This window comes from Candidatus Nanopelagicus abundans (assembly GCF_002288305.1).
In the GTDB taxonomy this organism is placed as follows: Bacteria; Actinomycetota; Actinomycetes; order Nanopelagicales; family Nanopelagicaceae; genus Nanopelagicus; species Nanopelagicus abundans.
In genome coordinates this window covers 780,179-807,132 of record NZ_CP016779.1, presented here as the reverse complement: position 1 = coordinate 807,132, position 26,954 = coordinate 780,179, and the positions used below count along the sequence as shown (strand labels likewise).

At 40.5% G+C, this 26,954-nt stretch carries 26 protein-coding genes; 24 read left to right on the top strand and 2 right to left on the bottom strand.

Annotation, left to right across the window (positions count from 1 at the left end):
- The first annotated feature begins 35 nt into the window (after positions 1-35).
- The 11 genes from rpsB (at position 36) to B1sIIB91_RS04150 (ending at position 10,640) form a co-directional block, all read left to right on the top strand.
- Positions 36-851, top strand: coding sequence for a 30S ribosomal protein S2 (gene rpsB / locus B1sIIB91_RS04200; RefSeq protein WP_095688361.1), 816 nt, complete (start codon positions 36-38; stop codon positions 849-851).
- Positions 852-1,679, top strand: a complete 828-nt coding sequence (tsf, locus tag B1sIIB91_RS04195; protein ID WP_095688360.1) for a translation elongation factor Ts — start codon at positions 852-854, stop codon at positions 1,677-1,679.
- 32 nt (positions 1,680-1,711) lie between these two features.
- Complete coding sequence (gene pyrH, locus B1sIIB91_RS04190; RefSeq protein WP_095688359.1) at positions 1,712-2,428, top strand: UMP kinase; 717 nt, start codon at positions 1,712-1,714, stop codon at positions 2,426-2,428.
- Between the two features lie 45 nt (positions 2,429-2,473).
- Positions 2,474-3,037 (top strand): ribosome recycling factor, encoded by a 564-nt coding sequence (frr, locus tag B1sIIB91_RS04185; protein ID WP_018227453.1) that lies wholly within the window; start codon positions 2,474-2,476, stop codon positions 3,035-3,037.
- A 2-nt stretch (positions 3,038-3,039) separates the two neighbouring features.
- Positions 3,040-3,885, top strand: a complete 846-nt coding sequence (locus tag B1sIIB91_RS04180) for a phosphatidate cytidylyltransferase (protein WP_223298579.1) — start codon at positions 3,040-3,042, stop codon at positions 3,883-3,885.
- The gene (gene rlmN, locus B1sIIB91_RS04175; protein WP_018227451.1) at positions 3,886-4,995 is read left to right on the top strand and encodes a dual-specificity RNA methyltransferase RlmN; all 1,110 of its coding nucleotides are present in this window, start codon (positions 3,886-3,888) and stop codon (positions 4,993-4,995) included. It abuts the gene before it with no gap.
- Between the two features lie 84 nt (positions 4,996-5,079).
- Positions 5,080-6,507 (top strand): gamma-aminobutyraldehyde dehydrogenase, encoded by a 1,428-nt coding sequence (locus B1sIIB91_RS04170; protein WP_095688357.1) that lies wholly within the window; start codon positions 5,080-5,082, stop codon positions 6,505-6,507.
- A gap of 55 nt (positions 6,508-6,562) precedes the next feature.
- On the top strand, positions 6,563-7,762 hold the full coding sequence (locus B1sIIB91_RS04165) for an ABC transporter substrate-binding protein (protein WP_095688356.1): 1,200 nt from the start codon (positions 6,563-6,565) through the stop codon (positions 7,760-7,762).
- Positions 7,763-7,782: 20 nt separating this feature from the next.
- Positions 7,783-8,910 carry an ABC transporter ATP-binding protein gene (locus B1sIIB91_RS04160; RefSeq protein ID WP_095688355.1) on the top strand — a complete coding sequence of 376 codons (1,128 nt, stop codon included), beginning with the start codon at positions 7,783-7,785 and terminating at the stop codon, positions 8,908-8,910.
- A 3-nt stretch (positions 8,911-8,913) separates the two neighbouring features.
- On the top strand, positions 8,914-9,816 hold the full coding sequence (locus B1sIIB91_RS04155; protein ID WP_095688354.1) for an ABC transporter permease: 903 nt from the start codon (positions 8,914-8,916) through the stop codon (positions 9,814-9,816).
- The gene (locus tag B1sIIB91_RS04150; protein WP_095688353.1) at positions 9,813-10,640 is read left to right on the top strand and encodes an ABC transporter permease; all 828 of its coding nucleotides are present in this window, start codon (positions 9,813-9,815) and stop codon (positions 10,638-10,640) included. Before B1sIIB91_RS04155 ends, B1sIIB91_RS04150 begins: the two co-directional genes overlap by 4 nt.
- 13 nt (positions 10,641-10,653) lie before the next feature.
- Here B1sIIB91_RS04150 and B1sIIB91_RS06055 read toward each other — a convergent pair whose 3' ends face one another.
- Positions 10,654-10,797 carry a hypothetical protein gene (locus tag B1sIIB91_RS06055; protein ID WP_018227445.1) on the bottom strand — a complete coding sequence of 48 codons (144 nt, stop codon included), beginning with the start codon at positions 10,795-10,797 and terminating at the stop codon, positions 10,654-10,656.
- Positions 10,798-11,164: 367 nt separating this feature from the next.
- On the opposite strand from B1sIIB91_RS06055, the gene B1sIIB91_RS04145 reads away from it, so the two are divergent.
- Both B1sIIB91_RS04145 and speB read left to right on the top strand, forming a co-directional pair.
- Positions 11,165-12,709, top strand: coding sequence for a hypothetical protein (locus tag B1sIIB91_RS04145; protein ID WP_095688352.1), 1,545 nt, complete (start codon positions 11,165-11,167; stop codon positions 12,707-12,709).
- A gap of 20 nt (positions 12,710-12,729) precedes the next feature.
- Entirely contained in the window at positions 12,730-13,731 is a 1,002-nt protein-coding gene (gene speB / locus B1sIIB91_RS04140; protein ID WP_095688351.1) for an agmatinase, read from the top strand.
- On the opposite strand, the gene gabT is transcribed toward speB, so the two are convergent.
- Positions 13,728-15,080 carry a 4-aminobutyrate--2-oxoglutarate transaminase gene (gene gabT, locus B1sIIB91_RS04135; protein ID WP_095688350.1) on the bottom strand — a complete coding sequence of 451 codons (1,353 nt, stop codon included), beginning with the start codon at positions 15,078-15,080 and terminating at the stop codon, positions 13,728-13,730. The two genes, speB and gabT, sit on opposite strands and share 4 nt — an antisense overlap.
- A gap of 51 nt (positions 15,081-15,131) precedes the next feature.
- Here gabT and dxr point away from each other — a divergent pair, with 51 nt between their 5' ends.
- From dxr to truB, 11 genes are all read left to right on the top strand, one after another.
- Positions 15,132-16,259: a 1-deoxy-D-xylulose-5-phosphate reductoisomerase gene (gene dxr / locus B1sIIB91_RS04130; RefSeq protein WP_095688349.1), complete on the top strand. Its 1,128-nt coding sequence runs from the start codon at positions 15,132-15,134 to the stop codon at positions 16,257-16,259.
- A complete protein-coding gene (locus B1sIIB91_RS04125) occupies positions 16,260-17,450 on the top strand; it encodes a M50 family metallopeptidase (RefSeq protein WP_095688348.1) in 1,191 nt (396 codons plus the stop codon).
- A 13-nt stretch (positions 17,451-17,463) separates the two neighbouring features.
- Complete coding sequence (ispG, locus tag B1sIIB91_RS04120; protein WP_095688347.1) at positions 17,464-18,615, top strand: flavodoxin-dependent (E)-4-hydroxy-3-methylbut-2-enyl-diphosphate synthase; 1,152 nt, start codon at positions 17,464-17,466, stop codon at positions 18,613-18,615.
- A 13-nt stretch (positions 18,616-18,628) separates the two neighbouring features.
- Entirely contained in the window at positions 18,629-20,344 is a 1,716-nt protein-coding gene (locus B1sIIB91_RS04115; RefSeq protein ID WP_095688346.1) for a proline--tRNA ligase, read from the top strand.
- A 3-nt stretch (positions 20,345-20,347) separates the two neighbouring features.
- Positions 20,348-21,115 carry a sulfite exporter TauE/SafE family protein gene (locus B1sIIB91_RS04110; RefSeq protein WP_095688345.1) on the top strand — a complete coding sequence of 256 codons (768 nt, stop codon included), beginning with the start codon at positions 20,348-20,350 and terminating at the stop codon, positions 21,113-21,115.
- 35 nt (positions 21,116-21,150) lie between these two features.
- Positions 21,151-21,597: a ribosome maturation factor RimP gene (locus tag B1sIIB91_RS04105; RefSeq protein ID WP_095688344.1), complete on the top strand. Its 447-nt coding sequence runs from the start codon at positions 21,151-21,153 to the stop codon at positions 21,595-21,597.
- Entirely contained in the window at positions 21,594-22,622 is a 1,029-nt protein-coding gene (nusA, locus tag B1sIIB91_RS04100) for a transcription termination factor NusA (protein WP_095688343.1), read from the top strand. Before B1sIIB91_RS04105 ends, nusA begins: the two co-directional genes overlap by 4 nt.
- A 12-nt stretch (positions 22,623-22,634) precedes the next feature.
- Positions 22,635-22,895, top strand: coding sequence for a YlxR family protein (locus B1sIIB91_RS04095; RefSeq protein ID WP_095688342.1), 261 nt, complete (start codon positions 22,635-22,637; stop codon positions 22,893-22,895).
- 109 nt (positions 22,896-23,004) lie between these two features.
- Positions 23,005-25,629, top strand: a complete 2,625-nt coding sequence (gene infB / locus B1sIIB91_RS04090; protein ID WP_095688341.1) for a translation initiation factor IF-2 — start codon at positions 23,005-23,007, stop codon at positions 25,627-25,629.
- A gap of 2 nt (positions 25,630-25,631) precedes the next feature.
- A complete protein-coding gene (gene rbfA, locus B1sIIB91_RS04085; protein ID WP_095688340.1) occupies positions 25,632-26,045 on the top strand; it encodes a 30S ribosome-binding factor RbfA in 414 nt (137 codons plus the stop codon).
- An 11-nt stretch (positions 26,046-26,056) separates the two neighbouring features.
- Positions 26,057-26,935 (top strand): tRNA pseudouridine(55) synthase TruB, encoded by an 879-nt coding sequence (truB, locus tag B1sIIB91_RS04080; protein ID WP_095688339.1) that lies wholly within the window; start codon positions 26,057-26,059, stop codon positions 26,933-26,935.
- The last annotated feature ends 19 nt before the right edge of the window (positions 26,936-26,954 follow it).

Sequence of the window (26,954 nt, the reverse complement as noted above, 5' to 3'; positions counted from 1 at the left end):
ATTAGTAAAAAATGAGCGAAAAGGAGTGTGCCGTTATGGCAGTTGTAACAATGCGAGAACTTCTCGACAGTGGTGTGCATTTTGGTCACCAAACTCGTCGATGGAATCCAAAGATGAAGCGCTATATCTTTACTGAGCGCAATGGCATCTACATCATCGATATCCAACAATCATTAGCCCTTATTGATAGCGCTTATGAGTTTATTAAAGATGCAGTTGCAAAAGGTGGACATGTACTTTTCGTTGGTACTAAAAAGCAAGCACATGAGCCAATTAAAGAGCAATCTGCCCGAGTTGGTATGCCTTATGTAACAGAGAGATGGTTAGGTGGAATGCTTACTAATTTCCCAACAGTTTATAAGCGCGTACTACGGCTTAAAGAGCTTGAGGCTCTTGAGACCGCTAACGATCAACTTTTAACAAAGAAAGAATTACTTGTTCTCCGCCGTGAGCGAGAGAAGTTAAACAAGAACCTTGATGGAATTCGTAATATGACAAAGTTGCCTGCAGCTATTTGGGTTATTGATACTAAGAAAGAGCACCTAGCTGTTGCTGAAGCTAAAAAGCTTGGCATTCCAGTTATTGCAATCTTAGATACCAACTGCGATCCAGATGAGGTTGATTACAAGATTCCTGGTAACGATGATGCGATTCGCTCAATTGCTCTTTTAACAAGAGTAATGACAGATGCAATTGTTGCCGGACTACAGGTTAGATCAGCACAAGCAGCAAAGATTGCTGATAAGGCTGCTGCTGAAGCAGCTGCTGCAGCAGAAAAAACTGCTGAACAACCACTTGCTGATTGGGAAAAAGATTTAATTAAAGAGCCAACAGAGACTGCTGGTGCTTAATTGGCATACACAGCAGAGGATGTTAAAAAACTAAGAGAGCAGACCGCTGCCGGAATGCTTGATTGCAAAAAAGCACTTGATGAAGCCGGCGGTGATTATCAAAAAGCGGTTGAGATCATTCGCGTTAAGGGACAAAAAGGTGTTACCAAGCGCGAAGGACGGGCAACCTCAAACGGTTTAGTTACTGCAAAAGCTGAAGGTGATCTTGGAGTAATGCTTGAACTAAATTGTGAAACTGATTTCGTGGCAAAGGGTGAGAAGTTTCAAGCTTTAGCTGATGAACTTTTAAATCACCTTGCCACATCTAAAATCGGTGAGCTAGATAAGTTTCTACCTTCAAAACTTGCATCAGGTAAAACTGTGCAGGAAGTAGTTGATGAGGGAAATGCTATGTTGGGTGAGAAGATTGAGGTTAAGCGAATCTCAGTTCTAACTGGTTCACCAGTTTCGCTTTATCTACACAAAACATCTCCGGACCTTCCACCACAGGTTGGTGTTTTAGTTCAGTTAAAAAATGCAGCTGAAATTGTTGGCAAAGATATCGCTCAACACATTGCTGCTTTTGCGCCACTATTTGTTAGCCGTGATCAGGTTCCAGCTGATGAGATTGCCAAGGAGAGAAGATTGGCAGAGGAGAGTGCTCGCAGCGAAGGAAAGCCTGAAGCCTCAATTGCAAAGATTGTTGAGGGTCGCGTAACTGGGTTTGTGAAAGAGGTATCACTTCTTGAGCAGGCTTTTGCTAAGGATGCAAAGAAAACTGTTCAACAAATCCTTGATGAGGCAAAGACAGCCGTGTCTGCCTTTAATAGATTCCGCGTAGGTCAGTAAACTTTCCATACAAATTAATTAAAGGAGCGCTCATGCCACGTAAAGGTTATAAGAGAGTGCTCCTTAAATTATCTGGTGAAGTCTTTGGTGGCGAAAAAGGCATCGGTGTTGATCCTGATGTAGTCCACGATATAGCTAATCAAATTGCAGATGTGGTTAGAGGCGGAACAGAAATTGCAGTTGTCGTTGGTGGTGGAAATTACTTTAGAGGCGCAGAGCTACAACAACGTGGCATGGATCGGGCAAGAGCTGATTACATGGGAATGCTTGGCACGGTAATGAATTGCTTAGCACTTCAAGATTTTTTAGAAAAAGAAGGAATTGAAACTAGAGTACAAACTGCAATCACAATGGGCCAGGTGGCAGAACCATATGTGCCACGTCGAGCCATTAGACATTTAGAAAAAGGAAGAGTTGTAATTTTTGGAGCTGGCGCTGGTATGCCATTTTTTACTACCGACACAGTTGCTGCCCAACGCGCACTTGAGATTGGGGTGCAGGCACTACTACTTGCAAAAAGTGGTGTTGATGGAGTTTATGATGCTGATCCACGTAAAGATAAATCTGCTAAAAAATATGAGACTGTTTCCTATGATGAGGTTTTAAGTAAATCCTTAGCAGTTGCAGATGCAGCAGCTTTCTCCCTGTGCCGTGAGAATAAATTGCCAATTGTTATCTTTGACCTAAAAAATAAAGGTAACATTAAGCGGGCGGTAACGGGCGAGAGTGTTGGCACGCTGGTTTCATAAGATAGTAAATCAACAGTAGAGTTGTATTAATAGAAGGAGCAGGCGATGGCAGATCTAACTACTTCACTTTCTGAGTGCAATGTAAAGATGAATAAGGCAATTGATGTTGCCAAAGAGGATTTTGCTGCAATTAGAACAGGCCGGGCGCAACCATCAATGTTCGCCAAATTAATGGTGGACTACTACGGAACTGGTACCCCGCTTTCACAACTTGCAACTGTTCAGGTTCCAGAAGCACGTCTTGCGTTAGTTACTCCATATGACAAAGGCGCTATGGCAGCGATTGAAAAAGCAATTAGAGATTCAGATCTTGGTGTAAATCCTGGCTCAGATGGCACAGTAATTCGAGTTAACTTTCCACAATTAACTGAGGAGCGACGCAAGGAGTTTATTAAGATTGCAAAGAGTAAAGCTGAAGATTCTAAGGTTGCGATCCGGGCTATTCGCCGGGCAGCTAAAGAGGCGATGGAAAAACTAGAAAAAGATGGCAAAGTTGGTAAGGATGATTTAGCTAGAGCTGAAAAAGAGCTTGAAAAAACTACTGGTGAGCACACTGCAAAGATTGATGACTTACTTAAACACAAAGAAGCCGAGTTACTAGAGGTTTAATGATGGCTGACCTGCACGCGATAAATGATGCGATTAACAAACGCGCAGGTCGCAAGTTACTTCCATCTATTTTAGTTTCACTATTTTTATTAGCACTTATCTTTGGTTCAATAAACACTGAACCACTTTTATTTTTTGCTTTAATCTGGGCAGTAATAATGCTTGGCGTGCGTGAGATCGCTCATGCCTATCGAACTGGCGGCATTGAATTACCAGATTATGTTTTAATGACTGCAGCCACTGTTCTACTTGTTGCCACATGGAATGGAAATACCGAAGGCCTTGCCGTATCTGCTGGCCTTACTATTCCAGTTTTAATGATTACATTGCTTTTAATTAGCCAAAAAGATTTTATCAAAAGATCAACATCTGCAGTATTTATTATCTTTTATCTGTCCCTACTAGGTGGCTTTATTTTACTGCTAGCAAATCACCCTGATGGTGCAAAGCGAATTTTTGCTCTCGTTGCATTAATTGCTTGTAATGACACCTTTGCATATTTTGTTGGAGTTTTAATTGGTAAGCATAAGATTGCGCCAAGTATTAGTCCTAAGAAAAGTTGGGAAGGATTAATTGGTGGGGCTATTGCTGCCATAATTGGGGGAGCATTCATTTTCCACTCACTCTTTGAAACTACCTGGGTGGTTGGAGCGGCTATTGGTTTAATGACTGTAGTTACTGCTACCTGTGGTGATTTAATTGAATCAGCCATTAAGCGGGATTTAGCTATTAAAGATATGTCTAATTTATTACCAGGCCATGGCGGCATTATGGACCGATTAGATTCAGCACTTTTTACCGCCCCGGCTGTTTGGTTTGCATTAGAACTCATTGCTCGGTATTTATAGATGGCTGAATTAATATTTGACGCACCAGCTGTTAAAAAGAAGAGTCCAATACATCTAGCTGACTTAACTGTGGCAGAGCGCAAAGCCCGCGCTGAAGAGTTGGGATTACCAGCATTTAGAGCTAATCAATTAGCAGTGCATTTCTTTACTCATCACAGTGATGATATGGAATCATTTACCGATATTCCTAAAGAGCTTAGAGCACCCCTTACTGATGCATTTTTACCAAAATTATTAACATTAGTTCGCTCAGTTACTTGCGATGGTGGCAAGACTAGAAAAGATCTTTGGCGCCTGCACGATGGAGTTTTAGTTGAATCAGTTTTAATGCGTTATACCGATCGCACAACTGTTTGCATATCATCACAAGCAGGATGTGGAATGCAGTGTCCATTTTGCGCCACTGGGCAGGCAGGACTTACTAGAAATTTAACTGCTGCTGAAATTACTGCTCAAGTTGTAATGGCAGCAAAGGCTTGTGATTTAGGTGAGATGCCAGGTGGGCCAACTCGATTATCTAATGTTGTTTTTATGGGTATGGGTGAGCCGATGGCTAATTACAAATCAGTAATGCAAAGTATTAGAAATATTACCAATCCACAACCAGATGGTTTAGGAATTGGCGCTAGATCTGTAACACTTTCAACTGTTGGTTTAGTTAGCGGAATTGAAAAGTTAATTGCAGAAGATCTTCCAGTGACACTAGCTATTTCACTTCACACACCAGATGATGAGTTACGTGACAGCCTAGTTCCTGTTAACTCAAGGTGGAAAGTGAAAGAGGTATTAGCTGCTGCTGATAAGTATGAAGCCAAGACCGGCAGGCGCTACTCAATTGAGTATGCATTAATTAGAGATATTAATGATCAAGCATGGCGAGCAGATTTACTGGGCAGAATGCTTAAGAATAAAAATGCGCATGTTAACTTAATTCCATTAAATCCAACCCCAGGTTCTAAGTGGACAGCATCTAGAGCTGAGGATGAGGCAGCCTTTGTTGAGATTTTAGAAGGCTATGGCGTGCCGGTGACGGTGCGAGATACCAGGGGTCGAGAGATAGATGGTGCATGTGGACAACTTGCTGCATCACAGATTGATAACAACTCCTAGATTAGTGATTAAAGTATTGATAACCGCTGCGGTGCTAACTAGACTTCCACTACATTTCAGTTTCCACATCTTAGGAGTAAATAATTGAAGACTCTGCAAAATTTTATTAATGGCAAGAAGGTAAGTGCTACCTCAGATAAGGTTCAAGATTTAATTAATCCATCAACTGGTGAGGTATTTGCTAAAGCTCCAGTCTCAAACGCATCTGATGTTGATAAGGCGATGAAGTCAGCAGCTAATGCTTTTGAAGTTTGGAAAGAGTCAACACCAGGTGAGCGTCAAAAAGCGATTAATAAAATTGCAGATGCAATTGAAGCCAGAAGTGAAGAGTTAATTGGGATTGAATCAGAAAATACTGGTAAACCAATTGCAGTAACTAGGGCAGAAGAGATTGGCCCAATGCTTGATCAAATTAGATTTTTTGCAGGTGCGGCTAGAAATTTAGAAGGAAAATCTGCTGCGGAATACTTTAAGGGACACACATCATTTATTCGCCGCGAACCAATTGGAGTTTGTGCGCAGGTAACACCATGGAATTACCCAATGATGATGGCGGTATGGAAGTGGGCACCAGCGATTGCTGCAGGTAACACAGTAGTTCTAAAGCCAAGTGATACAACTCCAGTTTCAACACTTTGGATGGCAGAGTTAATGCAGGAGTTTCTTCCTGAGGGTGTAATAAATGTTGTAATAGGAGATCGAGATACTGGTCGGGCATTAGTTGAGCATGAAATTCCGCAAATGGTTTCAATTACTGGTTCAGTTCGTGCTGGTATGGAAGTAGCAGGAAGTGCTGCAAAAGATTTAAAGAAACTACATTTAGAACTAGGCGGTAAAGCACCAGTTGTAATATTTGATGATGCCAATTTAGAAGCAGCTTGTGAATGGATTGCAGTTGCCGGCTACTTTAATGCGGGTCAAGATTGCACCGCAGCTACTCGAGTAATTGTGGAAGCAAGTGCTTATGATGATGTAGTAGCACTACTTTCTGAGCAGGCAAAAAACGTAATTAAAGTTGGCATGCCAAATGAGGATGTATTAGTTGGGCCAGTAAATAATGCTAATCAACTAGCTAGAGTGCAAGGCTTTTTAGATCGAGTGCCGGCTCATGCCAGAGTCACAGCTGGTGGTACTGCCATTAAGCGCCCTGGTTACTTCTGGAACCCAACTGTGGTTGCAGATCTAAAACAAGATGATGAGATGATTCAAAGTGAAATATTTGCGCCAGTTATTACGGTACAAAAATTTAGCGATGAGGCTCAAGCTGTTAAGTATGCAAATGGCGTTAAGTATGGGCTAGCTTCAAGTGTTTGGACTAAGGATCATGGCCGGGCTATGAGAATGGCCAAAGCCTTTGACTTTGGTTGCGTCTGGATTAACACCCATATTCCTATGGTGGCTGAGATGCCACACGGTGGATTTAAGCACTCAGGCACAGGAAAAGATTTATCTTCCTATGGATTTGAGGAGTACACCCGAATCAAACACGTCATGACTAACCTAAACGCCTGATAGATTTTCCCCAACCTTTCCTGCCACCACCTCGATAAAGAAGAAAAGAGAGAAAATGAAGAAAGACATAAACTCAATATCTCCTGAAGCTCGCGCAATAATTCGCGCCCAGCTATCACGCCGTTCTTTATTTGCTGGTGTTGGAGCAGTATCTGCAGCCGGAATATTAGCTGCTTGTGGAACTGGTTCATCGACTGGAGCGAAAGCAATTGTTGATGTTAGTGATAGTGAAAAAATTGTTCGCTGGGCAAATTGGCCACTTTATTTAGATTTTGATGATGATACAAAGATTTATCCAACTCTTGCTGCATTTGAAAAGCAAAGTGGATTAAAGGTTACTTATGAAGAAGCAATTGATGATAACAATACTTTTTATGGCAAGGTGCAGGGACAATTATCAATCGGTTCAGATATTGGATATGACATAGTTTCACCAACTGATTGGATGGCAGCAAGATTTATCGAACAAGGTTATGCACAAAAACTTGATCCTGCTAATGTGCCAAACAAATCAAATATCCGAGCAGTTCTAGCTGATGTTGGTTATGACAAAGGTCGCCAATATTCACTCACCTGGCAGTCAGGTTTTGCAGGTTTTGGATGGAATACCCAAAAACTTCCTAAGGGTGTTCGAACAATGGAAGATTTATTTGCACCAGCAAATAAAGGAAAAGTTGTTGTGCTCTCTGAGCTTCGCGACACAATTGGTGTGATCATGCTCTACCAAGGCGTGGACCCATCCTCTAACTTCACCGAGGATCAATTTATGAATGCAATTGATTTCTTTAAGGGAAAGATTGCTGATGGATTTATTCGCCAAGTAAAAGGTAACTCATACTCTGAGGATCTAAAGCGCGGAGATGCTAACGCAGTAATTGGCTGGTCTGGTGACATATTTATTCTTAAATCTGAATCAGATGGCAAGTTTGATTTTGCTATTCCTGAGTCCGGTGGCACATTATGGAGCGATAACATGTTGATTCCATCAACTTCAACCCATAAGAAAAATGCTGAAAAATTAATGAACTATTACTACGAGCCTGCAGTAGCCGCTGAGGTTGCAGCTTATGTAAATTACATCTGCCCAGTAGAGGCAGCGCAACCTGAGTTGGAAAAAATCGATCCTAAACTTGCAGAGAGCCCATTTATATTCCCAGATGCGGCAACTCTGGCAAAGGTTAAAGTCTTTAGATCACTCTCATCCGATGAGAGCACTAAATTCCAGACAGCTTTTGACGAAGCTATCGGAAATTAAGGAACGATAAGTATCTAGTTATGGCGAACAGTAAAGTTTCGCAAGATACTGGTGATTTAAAATTAGATCGTATTTCCAAACACTATGGAGATTTTTGTGCTGTTGATGATCTCTCATTAGTTGTTCCAGATGGTTCATTTTTCGCTCTCCTTGGACCATCTGGTTGCGGAAAAACTACAACACTTAGAATGATTGCAGGCTTAGAAGAGCCATCAGCAGGAACAATTTCAATTGGTAATACTGACATAACTACCCAAAAACCTTATCGACGAAATGTAAATACAGTTTTCCAAAATTATGCACTCTTTCCTCACTTAACAATCTTTGAAAATATTGCCTTTGGTTTGCGCAGGCGGGGCGTTAAAGATATTAAAACTGAGGTAGAAAATGCTTTAAATCTAGTTGAGATGGGCCACTTATCTGAGCGCAAGCCAAATCAATTATCAGGTGGACAGCAACAAAGAATTGCCGTCGCTAGAGCAATTGTTAATCGGCCTGAAGTTTTACTTCTTGATGAGCCGTTGGGCGCACTTGATTTAAAGCTGCGTAGGCAGATGCAAATAGAGTTAAAACGTATCCAAACTGAGGTTGGAATTACATTTATTCATGTTACTCATGATCAAGAAGAAGCAATGACGATGGCTGACACTATTGCGGTAATGAATCAAGGAAAGATTGAGCAGATGGGTAGTGCGACTGATCTTTATGAGGCGCCAAAGACTGCGTTCGTTGCCAACTTTTTAGGCCAATGTAATTTAATTAAAGGAAAGATCACTTCAAGATCTGCAGATAAGGCAACAGTTACGGCAAAGGGATTAACTTTTGAGGTACCACTTTCCAGAGTTGCCACCACAAATGATTCAGTCTTTCTTGGCGTGCGACCTGAAAAATTAAGGCTTGACGATACTGGAGTTAATTCAATTAAAAATTGTGTTGTAATTGATCGTTCATTTGTTGGAACTTCAACTCAGTATTTAGTTAAATCACCATGGGATTTAGATCTTGTAGTTTTTGAGCAAAATGATGAAGGATTGCATGATCTTAGAGTTGGCGATACGGTCTCACTTGAGTGGGATCCAGAACATACATTTGCATTAGATGGTGCTGGTGATATAAATGCTGGCGCTGACCTTGATGATGACGAGTAGTAGATGGCATTTCTGCATGCAGTAGGAAGTAAGGGATCACAAGCTAAGGCCAACCTTAAATCACGCTCTCTTACTCCATACTTACTTTTAGCTCCCGGATTAATTTGGTTAGTTACCTTTTTTATAATTCCGATATTTTCTTTAGCAAGTACTTCCACCATGGTTCGCCCTGAGGGTGCTCAGATCGGTACCTATGTTCAAGAGCTTCGTTTTGCAAACTATATAGATGCATTTATGACAAATAAGGATCAGTATTTAAGATCCTTTGTCTATGCAGCTTTTGCCACAATATTGGCGTTAGCAATTGCTTATCCACTTGCATACACAATTGCCTTTAAATCTGGCAAATACCGCAATATTTTATTAGTGCTTGTGATTGCACCTTTCTTCACTTCATTTTTACTAAGGACTATTGCTTGGACTCAAATTTTATCTGACTCAGGTCCAGTAGTTTCAGCAATTAAAATTTTGCCATTTGTCGATGAACTATTTCGAATAAATAACACCTCAGCAGCGGTTGTGATTGGTCTTGCCTATAACTTTCTACCATTCATGACATTACCTTTATATGCAAGCCTTGAGAGGATTGATCCGCGCACACTTGAAGCAGCTGGGGATCTATATTCAGATGGATTTACTACATTTAGAAAAGTTACCCTGCCATTATCAATGCCAGGCGTCGTTGCTGGCACGCTTCTAACATTTATTCCAGCAGCTGGTGATTATGTAAACGCAGCAATTCTTGGTAACCCAAGCACAAAGATGATTGGAAATGTGATTGAATCTCGTTTTTTTGCAGTCGTAGATTACCCAACTGCAGCTGCTCTTTCTTTCACATTAATGGCGACTATTTTAATTTTAGTAACACTTTATATACGAAAATCTGGAACGGATGAATTGGTATGACAATGACATCTGCGCCAATGCCATCACTTCGCCATCGCACTTCAAGGTGGTTTTCAAGGAATTTAATTAGAATTTATGCAGGCCTTGCATTTATTTACTTGTTTATTCCAGTTGCCTATACCTTTGCATTTTCATTTAATAATACTGGAAAAAGTAATTTAGTTTGGCAGGGATTTACCTTAGATAATTGGAAAAATCCTTGTGGCGCCCCGCAAGTTTGTGAGTCAGTAGCTAATTCATTAAAGATTGGTGTGCTGTCAACGGTAGTAGCAACTATTTTAGGAACGATGATTGCCTTTGCAATAGGACGGCATAAATTTAAAGGGCGAACTACAACTAATCTTTTAATATTCCTGCCTATGGCTACCCCCGAGGTAGTACTTGGAGCATCACTTCTTGCTATGTTTTTGAATTTAAGAATTAACCCAGGATTTTGGACAATTGTGATTGCCCATGTGATGTTTTGTATCTCATTTGTTGTTGTTACCGTTAAAGCGCGTATTGCATCCCTTGATCCAAAACTTGAGCAAGCTGCAATGGATTTATACGCAAATGAGCGAGAAACCTTTAGGTATGTGACTTTGCCATTAGTTATGCCTGGAATTGCTGGAGCTGCGCTATTGGCATTCTCTTTATCTTTTGATGATTTTATTATTACTAACTTTAACTCTGGTGTGGTTTCAACCTTTCCAAAGTTTGTTTATGTCTCAGCTGCTAGAGGAATTCCGGCCCAAGCGAATGTGATTGGTAGTGCGATGTTTTTCATCGCTTTAATAATTGTAATAGTTGGTCAAGTAGTTAGCCGGCAACGCAAGAAGGTATAAAAGGATTACTTATTTAGCCATCTAATCCGTATGGATCATTTTCATTCATATTTCGTCTTCTAATTCTTATTTTATGAACAGGCCTATTAGTTTCAGCATCATAAAGTTCGATTCTTTTACCGAAAATCAGATTAGCTAGCCAATCAAGTATTTTCATTTAACCCCTAGGCTTACGAAATAGGAACTACCAAGTTTGTAATATTACTACTCATAGGGGTTTTTTCATCTTTTTCTTATAGCTTTCTTGTGATGAAAAAAGGAGATATATACTTCACTTATGGCCAATATCGGCAATATGTATGGCCCTGATTTCACATTCCTTGGTATTCCAAGATGTGATTTAGATAAGCCGTTTATTTAGTTTTAAATCCATACATATTCGGGCTATGTATGAACCTTCTAGATTTCTAGAATTAGCAATAATCTACAGCCAAGGTCTGACATTCACTAGATTTTGAACAAATTAGGATGGATATGGGCAACCATCCCTTGTAATAACTGAATCCACAATTTACTCTCTATAGGTGAATAAGAGACTGATTGCCCTTTTATCAATACTTTCACTTTTCCTAACTCTGCCCACATTTCCAGTAAATGCTGCGGCTAAAGCAGGAGCTAAATGCACAAAAGTTGGTGTCAAGAGTGTGGTTAACGATAAATCTTATATATGCACTAAATCTGGAAAAAAACTCACATGGCTAGAATCTAAGAACAAACAATCAGCACCTGGCCTACCAGGAGGATTTGAAACTAATACAACTTACTCAACCGATATTGGCTATGAGCACCAGTTTGATCGTCCAAACGCCATTGATCCAGGAACTCCTACTGAATGGAAAGCGATGGAAAGCCAATCTTCAGTGCAAAAATTAGGTTTTAGAATTAAGAAATACCAACTTGGTCAACAGCGCCCAAAATCTTTAGTAACAAGTAAATCTGATTTACTCAGTGCGGACGCATGCAAAATGCCAGATAGATCAGGGGATTATTTCCTAAGAGCTTTTCCTTCATCAGGAAATGAACAATTTGTAGTGGGAAGAGGTGCTTACCCTAAACCGAAGGTAACTATTCAGGTAGTACCAATTTTTGCAGAAGATACCGCTAAGCCAACAAGGACTCCTGAAGAAGAGTACGGAAAGTATTTTAACTTTATAAAGAACTGGATTGAATATTCCAGCGATGTACCTAGTGAAGTCTTAATTCGATATCCAGATAAGTACTTATCATTTTCAAAAAAGATAAAGCCATATGAAATCTCACATAAATTAGAAAGACCCCACCCAACTTTTGCTAACGATCTTTTAGCTGAGGTTGACTCGCAAATTAATTTCTCTGGCGCACAAATGGTGGTGGTTGTGGTGCCGGGTGGAACTCCACTTGATGTGATTCAACAAGGACCACTTGGTGATTTCATTACCCAAGAAGGAACTATTGGAGCTGGTTCTTCTGTTTATCCTGATACTTATGCAAACCCACTTCGACTTCAATATGCCGGATTAGCACACCCATATTGGTGGATTCATGAGTTCTTCCACCTTGGTATTCCACTTGATGATCACTACGGTGATCAAAGATTTGATGTTAACTCAGAGTATGGAATGGGTTGGTGGACACTAATGACTCCAGGTGGAGGAGATTTGTCAATCTGGGAGAAATGGATATTGGGTTACATTGCAGATTCCCAAGTTAGATGTGCAGACAAATCAAATACATCTTTACATTGGCTTGCACCTTCTAGTGTTAAGACTACCGAGGACAAAGCTTTGATAATTCCTTTAAGTCAAACCAAAGTGATTGTAATCGAGTCAATTAGAGCTGCGGGAATGTATTACAAATGGCCAAAAAATACATGGGGCGCACTAACTTATGTAGTAGATGTTACTAAAGAGATACATGGTTATGGAATGACATTGATTTTGCCACAAAATAGGTCTGCAGGTACTCTTCCTTACAAGTTAGCAGAAGCCCCGTTACGTATAGGTGAAAGTGTTACTTATGAAGGAGTGAAAATCTCGATTGTTGAATCTGGTAATTTTGGTGATGTAATTAAGGTTGAGAAAGTTGCTTAATAGAATATGAGAAAAAACTTATGACCAATATCGGCAATATGTATGGCCCTGATTTCACATTCCTTGGTATTCCAAGATGTGATTTAGATAAGCCAGATAGTTATAAGGGAGCAGATGTTGTAATTGTTGGTGCGCCAATAGATAGCGGAACTTCTCACCGATCAGGTGCAAAAATGGGGCCACAAGCTATTCGTATGGGTGATTATCTTCCTCATGATGCATCTCGTCCGCATCTTGCAATGCGGATTGATCCGCTGCAAAAGCTAAAAATATTTGATGCTGGTGATCTTTTAATGCCAGGTGGAGATTTAATCAACTCATTAAAAGTATTAGAGGTAGCAACTGAAAAGATTTCAAAAGCTGGTGCTATTGCGGTTGTATTAGGCGGGGATCACTCAATTGCTTCCGCTGATGTAACTGGTATTGCTAATCATTTAGGTAAAGGCAAAGTTTCAATGATTCATTTTGATGCTCATGCTGATACTGGTGAGGATCAATTTGGCGCACTAATTGGCCACGGCACACCAATGCGAAGATTAATTGAATCAGGATCAGTTCGAGGTGATCGCTTTTTACAATTAGGTCTTCGTGGTTATTGGCCAGATGATGCCACTTTAAAGTGGATGGTTTCTAAAGGAATGAAATCTTATGAAATGACAGAGATTCATCACCGCGGCATGAAAGCTGTATTAGATGAATCATTTTCAATTCTTACAGATGGTTGTGATGGCGTGTTTTTATCTGTTGATATTGATGTGGTTGATCCTGGAATGGCGCCAGGTACTGGCACACCAGAGCCAGGAGGCATGACAAGTCGAGAGTTACTTGAAGCTGTTAGAAGAATTTGTTTAGAACTACCAATTGTTGGAATTGATGTAGTTGAAGTGGCACCTGCATATGACAGCAGTGATATCACTGCGATCTTGGCTAATCGAGTAGTGCTAGAGGCGTTAAGTGCGATAGCGCTTAAGAAAGTGGGCGGTAAATACTCTGCAACCCGAAATTTATTAGATAGAGATTAATTTTTAACAGAAGCTATTGCTTCATCTAATACTGAAAGACCATCTTTTAGCAGATCTTCATCAATAATTAGTGGCGGCAGTAATCTAATTACATTTGCGTATGTTCCAGCTGAGAGAATTAATACTCCCTTACTAATGCAATACTTAATAATTGCTAATTGAGCATCTGAGTTTGGCTCATTACTGCCAGGTTTAATTAACTCAATCGCTTGCATAGCGCCCCGGCCTCTAACCTCACCAATAATGGAGTATTTCTTTGCCATCTGAAGGAGGGCGTCATTCATAATTTTGCCAATTTTATTAGCACGCTCTACTAAATTATCTTTTTCGATGGTTTCAATAGCGCCAAGAGCGGCAGCGCATGCAACGGGATTTCCACCATATGTGCCACCTAGTCCGGAAAGATGAATTGAATCCATAACGTCAGCTCTACCAGTTACTCCGGCAAGTGGCAGACCGGCAGCGATTCCTTTAGCGGTGACAATTAAATCTGGAACGACAGATTCATCTTCACAGGCAAACATATGCCCAGTTCTACCAAACCCAGTTTGTACTTCATCTGCAATAAAAATAATTCCGTTTTCTTTACAAAATTTGGCAAGCCCAGGTAGAAAGCCCTTACACGGAACGATAAATCCACCTTCACCAAGAATAGGTTCTATAACGATACAAGCGACATTACTGGCGCCAATCTCTTTTTCAATTTTATGGATCACCATGGATAAAACAGAACTCTCACAAGGTTTAATGCATGCATCGCATCGATATGGATATGCCATCGGCATTCGGTAAACCTCTGGAGCAAAGGGCCCAAATCCATCCTTGTATGGCATGTTCTTCGCTGTCATTGCCATAGTTAAATTAGTTCGTCCGTGGTAACCATGCTCAAAAACCACAACTGCAGATCGCTTAGTAAATTTACGAGCAATCTTTACGGCATTTTCAACTGCTTCAGCACCTGAGTTAAAGAGAGCCGATTTCTTCTTATGAGTACCTGGTGTTAAGCGATTAAGTGCTTCACAGACTTCGACATATCCGGTGTATGGCACAACCATAAAACAAGTATGAGTAAATGCATCTATTTGAGTTTTAACATTCTCAATTACTTTTGCAGATGAATGGCCAACATTTAACACCGCAATTCCTGCGCCCAAATCTAAAATTGAATTGCCATCAACATCCATAATTATTGAACCTTCAGCTCTTTCAATAAATACTGGGAAAGCTGTTCCAAGTGAGGCTGATACCGCCTCTGCTCTTCGTTTAATTAATTGCTCTGATTTTGGTCCAGGAATAGCAGTAACTAAATTACGCTTTTGCGCAATTGGGTTTTTTGCCTCTGAGTACATGCGTAAATGCTAGCGGATAGGGTCAATCACTGGCGCAGTTAAGATACTCACATGCGCGAGATAGTCATTTTGGGCTCAACTGGATCAATAGGTGTTCAAGCCCTAGAGATTGTTGCTGCCTATCCAGATAAGTTTCGAGTTATCGGGCTAAGTGCGGGGCGAAAAAATCCAGCATTACTAATGCAACAGGCTAAAAAATTTAATGTGCCAATTGTTGGCAGTATGGCAGCTGCTCCTAAAACAGATGGAGTTAAGGTAATTGATGGTGATAATTCATCAATTGAGATTGCAGCATTGCCTTGCGACATTGTTTTAAATGGCATTACTGGATCAATTGGGTTAGGCCCAACACTTTCTGCGCTAGCAGTTGGAAATAAGGTTGCTTTAGCAAATAAAGAGTCTTTAGTTGCTGGCGGAGAATTAGTCATGAAATATGGCAGCGATAAATTGATTCCAGTCGACTCTGAACACTCTGCTATTTATCAAGCATTATTGGCTGGAAAAGTAAGTGATGTTAAGAAACTTGTTTTAACTGCAAGTGGTGGTCCATTTAGAGATAGAGCAGATCTATCTGATGTCAGCGTTGCTGATGCTTTAAATCATCCAACATGGTCAATGGGTGAGGTAGTAACAATTAACTCTGCCACCTTACTTAATAAAGGACTTGAGATTATTGAAGCTCATTATTTGTTCGGACTTTCATACGATGCGATCGAAGCAGTAATTCATCCGCAATCTGTTGTGCATTCACTTGTTGAATTTATTGATGGTTCAACTATTGCTCAAGCATCACCACCAAATATGAAAGGGCCGATTGCTTACGCACTTTCTTATCCAGAGCGAATAAATAAAGCATGCGAAGCTATTGATTGGAGTAAGTCACATACTTGGAATTTTTCACCAATTGATAATAAAAAGTATCCTGCAGTTGAGTTAGCAAAAAATTGCGGCAGATCAGGTGGGGGATTACCAGCAATTTATAATGCAGCAAATGAGGTGGCGGTTGCCGCATTTTTAGCATCACAAATTAAATTCACAGCGATTATTGAGGTGGTTGAGCGAGTAGTTAACGCATTTATTAGTAACACTGCAACTACAATTAGAGACATATCCGATGTCAGTGGCATAGAGCAGAGTGCGCGAATTAAAGCTGGTGAGTTTATAAAGGAGATCTCTTAAATGGCATTTATCGGTATAGTAGCTTTTATTGCTGCTCTTTTAATTTCAGTAATGATTCATGAGGCCGGACATTATTTAACAGCTAAAAAGTTTGGTATGAAAGTTACTGAATTTTTTATTGGTTTCGGAAAAAAGATTTGGTCTACTCAGCGAGGTGAGACTGAGTTTGGTGTTAAGGCGATTCCAGCTGGTGGTTACTGCCGAATTGTTGGAATGTCACCGAGGGAGGAACTATCTGAGGCTGATAGTGATCGCGCATTTGTTAAAGCTGGAGTTGGCCAAAGACTAATCGTTTTAGGTGCAGGCTCTTTTCTGCACTTCGTAATTGGCTTTGTTTTACTACTAACTCTGTTTTTATCAGTTGGTGTTACATCTGTTACCAGCACTATTGAAAATGTGAGTGAGTGTATTCCACAAAAAGCTAATGAGGTTTGCTCTGAAAAATCTGTGCCATCACCTGCTAAAAAAGTTGGAATTTTACCTGGCGATAAAGTCATAAAAATAAATGGGCAAATCTATGAGGAGTGGGTAGATGTAATAGGAATTATTCGTGCATCATCAGGAAAGCAAATTGAGATTACTGTTGAAAGAAATGGTATGCCAATGAACTTCTTAGTGACGCCAGCAAGCAGAGATTTAAATGGTGAAAAAGTTGGTGTTCTAGGTGTAATAAATACAGTTGGCACAATTACCTATGCACCATTTACAGCAACTGCTAAGGCAACTAAATACACTGGTGAAATATTAAAAAATAGTTTGACATCATTATTTACACTCCCTGCAAAGATTCCAGATTTGGTAAGACAAACCTTTGGTGGAGAAAAGCGAGATGAACAAGGATTAGTTGGTGTTGTAGGTGTAGCAAGAGTAAGTGGTGAAACAGCTAGTACTGATGTTTTAACAGTGCGAGAGAAGGTAGCTACTTTTATTTTAATTATTGCCTCGCTTAATTTGTTTGTTGGAATGTTTAATTTACTTCCACTTCTGCCACTAGATGGTGGACATATGGCAGTTGCAATCGCAGATGGTGTTAGAAACTTCCTAGCTAGGCGGCGTGGATTTAGTAAGCCTGCACCATTTGATGTTGAGCGATTAGCGCCAATAACTATGGTCGTCTTTATTTTTATGGCTTCTTTATCACTTCTTCTGCTCACGGCAGACATATTTAATCCAATCAGACTTAATTTCTAGATAAGATTTAGCCATGGTTGATTTAGGTATTCCATCAGCACCAGCGCCAACTTTGGCGCCACGTCGAAAAAGTAGGCAATTAAAGGTTGGTTCGGTATTAGTTGGCGGAGACGCCCCTGTCTCAGTTCAATCGATGTGTACAACTCTCACAGCAGATGTTGATTCAACTTTGCAACAGATTGCTGAATTAACTGCTTCTGGTTGTCAAATAGTTAGAGTTGCTGTTCCTTCACAAGATGATGCAGATGCATTAGCTCAGATTGCTAAAAAATCACAGATTCCAGTAATTGCTGATATTCACTTTCAGCCTAAATATATATTTGCAGCAATTGATGCAGGATGTGCTGCGGTTCGAGTAAATCCAGGAAACATTAAACAATTTGATGACAAAGTTAAAGAGGTTGCAAAAGCAGCCGGTGATGCAAAGATTCCAATTAGAATTGGTGTTAATGCTGGTTCACTTGATCCGCGATTACTTGCAAAGTATGGCAAGGCAACACCTGAGGCATTAGCTGAGTCAGCTTTATGGGAAGCATCCTTATTTGAAGAGCATGGCTTTAGTGATATTAAAATTTCAGTTAAACATCATGATCCAGTAACAATGGTGAAGGCTTATCGTATTTTGGCAGCTAAATGTGATTATCCATTACATCTTGGTGTTACTGAGGCAGGCCCGCTATTTCAAGGAACAATTAAATCCTCAACAGCATTTGCCATATTACTTGCTGAAGGAATTGGTGACACGATTCGTGTTTCACTATCTGCCCCACCCGTTGAAGAAGTAAAGGTTGGAATATCTATTTTAGAATCACTTAATTTACGCCAACGTAAATTAGAGATTGTCTCTTGTCCTTCATGTGGTCGCGCGCAAGTTGATGTTTACTCATTAGCTGAAAAAGTTCAAGCAGGATTGCAAGGAATGACTGTGCCACTTCGAGTTGCAGTAATGGGTTGTGTAGTTAATGGACCGGGTGAGGCAAGAGAGGCAGATCTTGGTGTGGCTTCTGGTAATGGTAAGGGTCAAATATTTGTAAAGGGTGAGGTAATTAAAACTGTGCCAGAGGCGCAGATAGTTGAGACGCTAATTGAAGAAGCGATGCGCCTTGCGGAAGAAATGGAAGCCGCTGGAGTTGCATCAGGTGAGCCAACTGTTGCAGTTAAATAGATAGGCTTTACCTATGCTTAGGATGTCCACATTATTGCTGCGCACCCTGCGAGATGATCCAGCAGATGCTGAGGTTGCATCCCATCGATTACTAGTTAGAGCAGGTTTTGTTAGAAGAATTTCAGCTGGTGTTTATTCTTGGTTACCACTTGGCTATCGCACATTTAGAAAAATTGAGCAGGTAGTACGAGAGGAGATGGATAGCGCCGGATTTCAAGAGGTGCACTTTCCCGCTCTACTTCCAAAAGAGCCTTATGAATCAACAAATCGTTGGACAGAGTACGGTCCAGATTTATTTAGATTAAAAGATCGAAAAGGTAATGATTATTTATTAGGTCCAACTCATGAAGAGATGTTTACGCTAATGGTTAAAGGTGAGTTCTCTTCCTATAAAGATCTGCCACTATCTATTTATCAGATTCAAACAAAGTATCGCGATGAACCACGTCCTCGTAGTGGAATTATTAGAGGACGAGAGTTTGTAATGAAAGACTCATATAGCTTTGATTTAGATGATGCTGGTCTTGAGGCTTCTTATAACAAACACCGACAGGCTTATATAAAAACCTTTGACCGATTAGGACTTAAGTACAACATTGTTTCGGCAATGAGTGGAGCGATGGGCGGGTCAAAATCTGAAGAGTTTTTAGCACCATGCCCAACTGGTGAAGATACTTATGTGCTTTGTAAGGCTTGTGGTTACGCTGCAAATGTTGAGGCGATGATTTGTAAAGTTACGCCTTACCAAGGCGAAAAAGTCGGCGCTATTGAACTACTTGATACACCTAATACTCCGACAATTGATTCTTTAGTTGAAATTTTAAATAAGAAGTATTCAGCTTCAATTACTGCTGCTAATACCTTAAAAAATGTATTACTTATGGCTGATGAAAAACCAATTGCAGTATTAGTACCAGGAGATCGCGAAGTTGATTTAAAGCGCCTTGGCGCTAACTTGCCAGAGGTTAAAGATTTAAGGTTATTTGAGGATGCAGATTTTGCTAAGTATCCAAAATTAGTAAAAGGATATGTCGGCCCACAGGATGCTAAAGCCCTTGGTGTGAGCGTTTATGCAGATCCAAGAGTTAGTCAAGATTCTGTTTGGGTTACTGGTGGCAATAAGAAAGATGTTCATGCTAGAAATGTTACTTGTGGGCGTGATTTTAAAGTCGAACATTATGTCGAGGCAGCTGAAGTTAAAGCAGGAGATAATTGTCCAAGCTGTGATAAGCCAGTAATTATTGATCGGGCAATTGAGATTGGTCATATATTTCAATTAGGAAAAAAATATGCCGAGGCACTTGGCTTAACTGTTTTAGACAAAGAGGGTAAACCACGTGTAGTAACTATGGGCTCATATGGAATTGGTGTATCAAGAGCAGTAGCAGCTATAGCTGAACAAACTTATGATGAACTTGGATTATGTTGGCCAGCTGAAATTGCACCAGTTGATGTTCACATTGTTGCAACCGGGAAAGAGGATCAACCATTTGAAGTTGCTGAGCAGATTGCTTTGGATCTAGAGGCAAAAGGGTTAGAGGTTTTACTAGATGATCGCCGGGAGGCAAGTGCGGGAGTCAAATTTAAAGATGCAGAGCTAATTGGTGTTCCAAAGATAATTATTGTTGGCAAATCATTAGCAGATGGAAAAGTGGAGATAAGAGACCGTAAGTCATCAGATAAAGTTGAGGTCGCTTTAGCTGATGTGGTTAAAACACTAGTTAAGTAATTTATGAGTTTTGAAGTTTTAATTTTTCTAGCTCTTGCCTCAGGCTTTGCTGGCTTCGTAGATGCAATGGCTGGTGGCGGGGGACTTATTCAGTTACCAGCCTTACTAATTGGGTTACCAAATAAGGAGCTCCCACTAATTTTAGGAACAAATAAAGTTCCTTCAATTTTTGGTACAACAGCGGCAGCTCGTAATTACTTTAAAAATATTAAACCCGATATTCCATTAACAATTTCGATGATGGGACCAGCATTTATTGGCTCTATTACAGGTGCTGCTTTTGCCGCTACTATTCCAAAAGATTTTTTTAAGCCATTTATTGTATTTTTATTAATTACTGTCGCCATTTATACCTGGCGAAAGCCAGCACTTGGCATGAATGAAAATCTTAAATTTACTCATAAAAAAAGATTGCTCTTTGTTGCATTAATCGGATTATTAATTGGTTTCTATGATGGCATTTTTGGACCTGGTACCGGAACCTTTTTAGTCTTTTTTCTAGTCTCAGGTATCGGTTATGCATTCTTAAAAGCATCTGCAACTGCAAAATTAGTTAACATAGCAACGAATGCGGGCGCCATATTAAGTTTTCAACTAACCGGACATATCTGGTGGCAATTAGGCTTACTGCTAGCTTTTGCAAATGTGGCGGGCGCAGTAATTGGCTCACGCCTTGCAATTAAAGGTGGATCGCCATTGGTTCGTAAAGTTTTTCTAGCTGTAATCTTCTTACTCATCGCTCGCGTTGCTTGGGATACATTTATAAGTTAAACTACTAACACAACTTAATATCGAAGAAGGAAAATATGGGAAAGAAAGAAGATATATCTGCGGCGATTACTCCCGCACTAGAAGCCCTCGGTTTTTACCTTGAGGATGTAACAATTATTTCTGCAGGGCGGCGAAGCATGCTCACAGTTATTGTTGATGGTGATACTCATTTATCTCTTGATCAAGTTACCTCTGCAACTAAAGCAATTGGTGAGATAGTAGAAAGTGTTCAAAGTTTGGGTGAAACCCCATTTACATTAGAGGTCACCTCACCTGGACTAGATCGCCCACTAACTAAGGTTCGTCATTGGCAAAAAAATATTAACAGGCTGGTAAAAGTTGTTTTATTAGATGGATCAGAAATTAAAGGAAGAATAAAAGATGTTAATGAAGTAAGTGCCACAGTTGATAAAAAAAATATTAATTATTCTGATATTAAGCGGGTAACTCTTGAAATTGAGTTTAAGCCGGTGACTAAGTGAGTGTTGATGTAGCAGCACTTAAAATACTTGCTGAAGAAAAAAAATTACCACTTGAGCGATTAATAAATGCAATTGAAAATGAGGTAGCTAAAGTTTATGCCGAGCTACCAGTTGCTAAGCCGCATGGGCGAGCAGTTTTAAATCGCCAAACTGGTGAAATCCTTATTTATATTCCATTACTTGGACCAGATGGTGATCGCATCGATACCGTTACCGATAATCCAGATGGTTTTGCAAAACTAGCTGATAAAACTGCGCGTAAGGTTATTAAAGAAAAAATGCGCGAAGCTAAAGACCTTGAGGTAGTTACAGAATTTTCTGGCTCCGTTGGCGATGTAATTGGTGGGATTGTGCAGCAAGGTAGGGATGCTGAAGTTATTTATGTAAGTTTAGGAAGAGTTGAAGGAAAAATTCCACCTGCTGAGCAAGTAAAAGGTGAGGTATATAAACATGGCGATCGAATTAAATGTTTTGTTGTAGATGTTAAGCAAGGTGAGAAAGGTCCGGAGGTAACACTTTCTAGAACCCACCCTGCATTTGTAAAAATGCTATTTGCATTAGAGGCTCCTGAAGTTAAAGAGCGAGTTGTAGATATTGTTGGAATTGCTAGAGAACCTGGAGCAAGAACTAAGTTATCAGTTAGAACACACCGAGCAGGAGTTAGCGCAAAAGGAGCATTAATAGGACCGCAAGGATCTAGAGCGCAAAATGTAATGAATGAATTAAATGGAGAAAAAATTGACATTATTGATTTCTCTGATGATCCAGCAACTTATGTTGCTAATGCGTTAGCGCCAGCTCGAGTTACATCAGTTGAAATTGTTGATTTAGAAAGTAAGTCAGCCAAGGTAATAGTTCCAGACTTTCAATTATCACTTGCAATTGGCAAAGATGGCCAAAATGCCAGGCTGGCTGCTCGCCTTACCCAGTGGCGAATTGATATCCACCCAGATAATCCAGTGACTTCAATTAAGGCGGAAAACGTAGAGGGTGCGGTAGATATTTCTCCTGTTGAAGGGGCTTAGGGTAGAGTTGTCATGTTCAGTAAAAAGCTACGGCAACGCAGTTGTATCGCTTGTCGAGGCTTAGATAACCGAACAGATTTGATTCGCACGGTTCTAGTCGGCAATGAAATAAAGGTCGATTTAAATCATCGAATGCCTGGTCGGGGAGCATGGCTTCACAGCAAATGTTTTCTGGTAGCAGTTGAACGAAAAGCTTTTAATCGTTCCTTCAATTATGAGGGGCAGATTAAAGTGAAAGAGTTAGAAGATTACTTAAAAAACTTAAGTAATTAATTCAAAGTATGGAGCGAGCGAGAATGACACTCTAATGAGCACTGCAAGATTATGAGTAGGTCTATTTAGGTTCGCACGTAACTAACGTCGGGCCAGGAGAAGGAGAAGTGTGGCCAAGGTCCGCGTTTATGAATTAGCTAAAGAGTTAGGGCTTGAAAGTAAAGAGCTACTAGCAAAGTTAGTAGAGGTCGGCGAATTCGTTCGATCTGCATCATCAACAGTTGAAGCACCAGTTGTGCGAAAGTTGATGGATAAATTTCCTGATTTAATGCCGGCTGAAGCTGCGCCGAAAGCAAAGAAATCACCTGCGAAAAAAGCAGCTGCAAAAATAACTGTAAAAGTTGAAGATCTACCTCCTGAGCTACAACAAATGATTGAAGATGCCACACCAATCTCAAAACCAGTAGTACCTCCTCGCGCAGCTAATAATCCTTTTTCAACAACACCTAACGCAGCATCTGCTGGCAGTTCTATGCCAAGGCCGCCACGTGCTGGAAATAATCCATTTAGTTCAGGTAGCGGTGCAAGCCGTCCACCTGCAAGACCAATTCGTCCAGGTGAAGCAGGACGCACACCAGGAAAAATACAACCAGGACAACGTCCGCCAATGTCAGGTGCACGTCCTGGTTCAGTACGCCCAGGTTTTGCTGCACGTCCGCCACAAAGTAATCCACGTCCAGCAAATGCTGCTGGTAGTTCACGTCCAACAACTGGTTCATCTCCTTATCGCTCACCATCTGCATCACCAACTGGTTCACCATTTGGCGGTAAAGGTGGAGGTCGGCCACCACAAAGAGGTGGGGCTGCAGGTGCTTTTGGTAAAGGCGGAAAAGGTAAAGGAAAAAATAGAGGACAAAAGAGTAAAAAAGAAAGACGCGAAGATTTTGAGAATTTACCAGCACCACAATTAGGTGGCGCAGTTGTTCCGAGGGGCGACGGTAAAACTGTAGTTCGCATGAGGCGCGGTGCAACATTGATGGATTTTGCTGAAAAAATTAGCGCAGATCCGGCCGCATTAGTTTCAGCCTTATTTCATTTAGGTGAGATGGTTACCGCAACTCAATCAGTTGATGAAGATACCTTCACAGTACTTGGCGCAGAGCTAGGTTTCATCATTCAAATCGTAAGTCCTGAGGATGAAGACCGTGAGTTACTGGAAGAGTTTGATATTAATTTAGAGCAAGAGTTAGCTCAGATTGATCCAGAGGATCTAGTAGTGCGCTCGCCAATTGTCACAGTAATGGGACATGTTGATCATGGTAAGACCAGGTTGTTAGATGCAATTAGATCTACTGAGGTTGTTAAGTCAGAGGCTGGTGGCATTACTCAGCATATTGGTGCCTATCAAATTCATCATGATCACAATGGAACAAATAGAGCAATTACATTTATTGATACCCCAGGACATGAAGCCTTTACCGCAATGCGTGCACGAGGTGCGAAGGTAACTGATATCGCAGTTCTTGTAGTGGCAGCTGATGATGGTGTTATGCCGCAAACAATTGAAGCCTTAAACCACGCTCAAGCAGCTGATGTTCCAATTGTGGTTGCAGTTAATAAAATGGATAAAGAAGGTGCTAATCCAGACAAGATACGTCAACAATTAACTGAGTACAACCTAATTGCCGAAGAGTATGGCGGACAAACAATGTTTGTTAACGTTTCAGCTCTTTCTGGAAATGGAATTGATAATTTAATTGATGCAATTTTACTAACAGCAGATGCTGCCATTGATCTACGCGCAATTGCAGATGACATAGCAAGAGGTGTTGCAATTGAAGCAAATCTAGATAAGGGACGTGGTCCAGTTGCTACTGTGTTAGTACAACGTGGAACTCTTCATGTTGGTGATGCAATTGTTGCCGGTGGAGCATATGGTCGCGTACGTGCGATGCTAGATGAGCATGGTGAAGCAGTTGAATTTGCTGGACCATCTCGGCCTGTTCAAGTTCTTGGCTTTACCTCTGTTCCAGGAGCTGGTGATTCATTTATTGTTGCTGAAGATGATCGAACTGCTCGCCAGATTGCCGAGAAGCGTCAGTTAGCTTCTCGTAATGCATCCCTGGCTAAGGCTCGTAAGAAGGTTTCATTAGAAGACTTCCTTGAGCAATCAAAGGTAAGTACTTTGAACTTAATTCTTAAAGGTGACGTTTCTGGATCTGTTGAAGCGTTAGAAGATGCGTTACTTCAACTAGATGTTGGTACTGAAGTTGACTTAAGAGTTATTCACCGTGGTGTTGGCGCTATCACTAAGAACGATGTTACTTTGGCATCAGCTTCAACTGCTGTAATTATTGGCTTTAATGTTAAGCCAGAACCACAAACTGCAGTATTTGCTGAACATGAAGGTGTTGAGGTCAAGTTCTACACCGTTATTTATAAGGCGATTGAAGAGATCGAAGCATCACTTAAGGGATTACTAAAGCCTGAGTTTGAAGAGGTAGTTCTTGGTAATGCTGAAGTTCGCGATATCTTCAAATCAAGTAAGTTTGGAAATATTGCTGGTTGCATAGTCTCTGACGGAAATATTCGCCGAAATGCAAAGGTGCGCACAATGCGTGCTGGTGTAGTAATTGGTGAGAATTTAAGCATTGAATCTCTTCGTAGATTTAAAGATGATGCTACCGAGGTTCGAGAGGGCTTTGAGTGCGGTATCGGTCTTGGATCATTTAAAGAGCTACAAGTTGGCGATGTAATTCAGGTTTATGAGAACCGTGAGAAAAAGCGGGCCTAACTATGCCAAGTAAACGTCCATTACAAGTTGCAGACCGTATAAAGGAAATTGTTGCTAACGCTCTTGAATCTAGAGTAAAAGATCCACGCCTAGGTTTTGTAACAATTACAGATGTTCGTGTAACTGGTGACTTGCAGCAAGCATCTATTTTTTACACAGTACTTGGAGATAACGCAGCACATGAAGCAACTGCGGCAGCATTAAGTAGTGCTAAGGGGATGCTTAGATCTGAAGTTGGTAGAGCACTCGGACTTAGAATTACGCCATCACTTGAATTCTTCTTAGATGGTATGGGTGAATCTGCTTCTGCAATGAATGATTTAATTGAGCAAATGCATAAGGCTGATGCGGAGTTAGCTAAATTACGTGCGGGTGCAAAACCAATTGCTGAAGATCCATATAAAAAGCACGACTAAAAGGTGAATTAATGGATGGCTTCCTGCTAATTGATAAAGCCGGTGCAATGACTAGCCATGATGTTGTGGCAAAAGTTAGAAAGAAATTAGATACAAAAAAAGTTGGTCATGCTGGCACATTAGATCCAATGGCAACTGGGGTATTAGTACTTGGTGTTGGAATCGCTACACGATTACTTCCATATATTACAGATGGTAAAAAAGCTTATCTAGCCACAATTTTATTAGGAGTATCAACACATACTGATGATAAAGAAGGGGATATTACTTTTACTGCAGATAAATCTGCCCTAGCTAATATTTCTGATAAAGAGATAACCAATGAGTTAGGCAAATTTGTTGGAAAAACTAAACAAAGACCTAGCTCAGTATCGGCAATTAAAATTGATGGAAAAACTGCGCACGCTAGAGTAAGAGCTGGTGAGAATGTTGAAATTGCTGAACGTGATATAGTAATTGATGAGATTAAAATAATTAATATTCAACGCCCGAATGATCAAATCCAAGTAGAAATATCTGTTACTTGCTCAGCTGGTACATATATCCGGGCCATTGCCAGAGATTTAGGTGATCGTCTAAAAGTAGGAGGTCATTTGATTAAGTTAAGGCGAAACCTAGTTTCACCTTTCACACTTGATCAATGTAAATCCATTGAAGAATCTGCGCTAATTCCAATAGGTGAGGTAATTGAAAAGATATTTCCAATTCGAAAACTGGATTTATCCCAAAGCCGAGAAATATCTTTTGGGCGAGTTATCGAACAAAATCCGCAACCAGGGGTATTTGCGGCAATTGATAACCAGGATAACTTTGTAGCCTTGCTTGAAAATAAATTACAGGCCAGTCAAATGGTGGCAGCCCCAATTCTAGTTAAGGGATCTGGGCAATAGATGAATGTGAAAGAATAGG